General features: G+C 69.4%; 3 protein-coding genes. 2 read left to right on the top strand and 1 reads right to left on the bottom strand.

Going from position 1 to position 3,542, the window contains the following annotated elements; all coding sequences use genetic code 11:
* The coding region (locus VLI41_RS06110) for a quinone oxidoreductase (RefSeq protein ID WP_325267175.1) at nt 1–648 on the top strand (648 nt) is incomplete at its 5' end.
* Nucleotides 649–779: 131 nt separating this feature from the next.
* The gene (locus VLI41_RS06105; RefSeq protein ID WP_325267174.1) at nt 780–2,192 is read left to right on the top strand and encodes a serine hydrolase; all 1,413 of its coding nucleotides are present in this window, start codon (nt 780–782) and stop codon (nt 2,190–2,192) included.
* Nucleotides 2,193–2,224: 32 nt separating this feature from the next.
* Here the strand turns inward: VLI41_RS06105 and rho are convergent.
* Nucleotides 2,225–3,542 (bottom strand): transcription termination factor Rho (gene rho / locus VLI41_RS06100; RefSeq protein WP_325267173.1); only part of this gene is annotated, 1,318 nt, incomplete at its 5' end.

The following is a 3,542-nucleotide window of genomic DNA, read 5'->3' as shown; positions in this document are numbered from 1 at the left end:
GACGGCGTCGATTCCCGCACCGCGGCGGCCGCCCTGCTGAAGGGCATGACCGTCGAGGCCCTGCTCAACCGCACCTATCGGGTGAGCGGCGGGGAGACCATCCTGGTGCATGCGGCGGCGGGCGGCGTCGGCCAGATCATGACCCAGTGGGCCAAGGCGCTCGGCGCGACGGCGATCGCGACGGTGGGTTCCGACGCCAAGGCGGCGCGCGCGCGCGAGCTCGGCGCCGACCACGTCATTCTCTACCGCGAGCAGGACGTGGCCGAGGAGGTCCGCCGCGTCACCGGCGGGCGCGGCGTGCCGGTGGCGTATGACTCCGTGGGCAAGGATACCTTCGAGGGCACGCTGAAGAGCCTGGCGCGGCGCGGTCTGTTCGTCTCGTTCGGCAACGCCTCCGGCGCGCCCGATCCCGTGCCACCCGGCCGGCTGGCCCAGGCGGGCTCGCTCTACCTCACCCGCCCGACGCTGTTCGACTACATCACCACCACCGAAGAGCTCGACGCCAGCGCGGCGGCGGTGTTCGAGATGATCCGGTCGGGCAAGATCAGGATCGAGATCGGCCAGACCTACCCACTGGCCGAGGCGCGCCGGGCGCACGAGGCGCTGGAGAGCCGCGCGACCATCGGGGCGAGCCTGCTGATTCCGTGAACGCCAGCGCCTCCCCGCGAGCGCGGGGGAGAGCTGGCCGGGCGACCTCGCGCTTGTTTCACGTGAAACGGTCCGCCTTGCCATCGCCTCCTGCGGCGAGGGAGTATGCCCGCCTCGGCAGGGAGGCGCACATGGCCATCACGCGGCGGGAGGTCACGCTCGGCGCGGCGGCGGGCGCGGCGGCGATGAAGGCCCGGGCGCAGACGTCCGCGGCCTGGGTCACGCCCGACAGCGAGGCTATCCGCCGGATCCTGGTCGAGCGGATCGACATCCAGAAGGACGGGGTCGCGGCCGTCGTCGGCGTCGTCGAGGCCAAAGGGCGGCGCTTCGTGAGCTACGGCCCGCGCATGAAGGGCGTTCCGGGCCAGGTGGGCCCCGACACCATCTTCGAGATCGGCTCGATGACCAAGGTGTTCACCAGCCTGCTGCTGGCGATCGCCGTGCAGAAGGGCGAGGTGAGCCTGGACGAGCCGATCCAGAAGCTGCTGCCGCCCTCCGTGCATGCGCCGGAACGGAACGGCCGCCAGATCACGCTCATCGACCTGGCGACTCACACGTCGGGCCTGCCCCGCCTGCCGACCAACTTCAAGCCGAAGGACCCGCTCAATCCCTATGCCGATTATACCGTCGAGGACCTCTACGCCTTCCTGACCAGCTACCAACTCGGTCGCGAGCCCGGCGCGAAGTACGAGTACTCCAACCTCGGCGGCGGCCTGCTTGGCCACCTGCTCGCCCGTCGGGCCGGCGGCGACTACGAGACCCTGGTGCGGACGCGGATCGCCGGCCCGCTCGGCATGACCAGCACGGCGATCACCTTGACCCCCGCCTTGAAGGCGCGGATGGCGCAGGGCTACACGGCCGCGCTCGAGCCCACGCCCAACTGGGACCTCCCGACGCTCGCCGGCGCCGGCGCGCTCCGGTCCAGCGCGGCCGATATCGCGACCTTCCTGGCGGCGGAGCTCGGCTTCGAGCCGACGCCGTTGAAGGCCGCCATGGCCGCCCAGCTCGCGCCGCGCCGCCCCGGCCCCGCGCCGAACATGCAGACCGCGCTCGCCTGGCTGATCTCGTCGGTGAACGGTCGGCAGATCGTCTGGCACAACGGCGGCACGGGCGGCTTCCGCACCTTCATGGGCTTCGACCCGCAGGCCAGGGTCGGCGTCGTGGTGATGACCAACGCCGCCACCAGCCGCGGCGGCGACGACATCGGTCTCCACCTGCTGTCGGGCTATCCGCTCCTGCCGGCCCCGCCGCCGCGGAGCGCGCACCACCAGATCACGCTTCCGCCCGAGGCGCTGCAGGCGTTCGTGGGGCAGTACGACTTCGCCCCCGCGGCCTCGGTGTTCATCACCCGCGACGGCGCCCAGCTGTTCGCGCAGCTCACCGGGCAGGGCAAGGCCCCCATCTTCCCGGAGGGAGCCAACGCGTTCTTCTACAAGGTCGTGGACGCCCAGCTGACTTTCGAGCGCGGAGCCGACGGGCGCGTCACAGGCCTGGTCCTGCACCAGTCCGGCCGCAACCTGCCCGCCGTCCGGGTAGGGCCTTGAGGCCGTGTTTCACGTGAAACAGGGCGCCGCCGTCAGGTGTTCATCGACTGGTAGAACTCGTCGTTGTTCTTCGACTGCCGGAGCTTGTCGAGCAGGAACTCGATGGCGTCCTGGGCGCCCATGGGCGCGAGGATCCGGCGCAGCACGTGGGTCTTGGAGAGCTGGTCCTTCGGCGTGATCAGCTCCTCCTTGCGGGTGCCGGACTTCAGGATGTCGATGGCCGGGTAGATCCGCTTGTCGGCCACCTTCCGGTCGAGCACGATTTCCGAGTTCCCGGTGCCCTTGAACTCTTCGAAGATCACCTCGTCCATCCGGCTGCCGGTGTCGATCAGCGAGGTGGAGATGATGGTCAGCGAGCCGCCTTCCTCGATGTTCCGCGCGGCGCCGAAGAACCGCTTCGGCCGCTGCAGGGCGTTGGCGTCGACGCCGCCGGTGAGCACCTTGCCGGAGGACGGCACGACGGTGTTGTAGGCCCGCCCGAGGCGGGTGATGTTGTCCAGCAGGATCACCACGTCGCGCTTGTGCTCGACCAGCCGCTTGGCTTTTTCGATAACCATTTCAGCGACTTGCACGTGGCGCGCAGCCGGCTCGTCGAAGGTCGAGGAGATCACCTCGCCCTTCACCGTGCGCTGCATGTCGGTGACTTCCTCGGGGCGCTCGTCCACCAGGAGCACGATCAGGTAGCATTCGGGATGGTTGGCCGCGATCGCCTTGGCGATGTTCTGCATCATGATCGTCTTGCCGACCCGCGGGGGGGCGACGATCAGGCAGCGCTGGCCCTTGCCGAGCGGGGCGACGATGTCGATCACCCGGCCGGAGCGGTCCTTCAGGGTCGGATCGTCGATCTCCATCTTCAGCCGCTCGTCCGGATAGAGCGGCGTCAGGTTGTCGAACAGGACCTTGTGGCGGACGTTCTCCGGGTTCTCGAAGTTGATCTGGCTGACGTTGACCAGGGCGAAGTAGCGCTCGCCCTCGCGTGGCGCGCGGATGCCGCCCTCGACCGTGTCCCCGGTCCGCAGGCCGAACTTCCGGATCTGCGAGGGGGAGACGTAGATGTCGTCGGGGCCGGGCAGGTAGTTGGCCTCGGGGCTGCGCAGGAAACCGAAGCCGTCCTGCACGACCTCCAGGGTGCCGGAGCCGAAGATCTCCACGCCTTCCTCGGCGAGGGTCTTCAGGATCGCGAACATCATGTCCTGCTTGCGCATGGAGTTGGCGTTCTCGATGTCGAGCTGTTCGGCGAAGGCGAGAAGGTCGGCCGGCGACTTGTCCTTCAGCTCCTGCAGGCTCATCCGCGACAGGCCCATGGCGGCGATCGCCTGGCCGGCTTCGGAGGGCTCCTCGGGCGCGCCC

The organism is Phenylobacterium sp. (assembly GCF_035475775.1).
Classification (GTDB): domain Bacteria; phylum Pseudomonadota; class Alphaproteobacteria; order Caulobacterales; family Caulobacteraceae; genus Phenylobacterium.
This window is presented reverse-complemented; position numbering and strand designations above follow the sequence as displayed.

Excerpts from the sequence above, each read along its gene's own strand:
- VLI41_RS06105 (WP_325267174.1), top strand. The coding sequence starts at position 780 with ATGGCCATCACGCGGCGGGAGGTCACGCTCGGCGCGGCGGCGGGCGCG.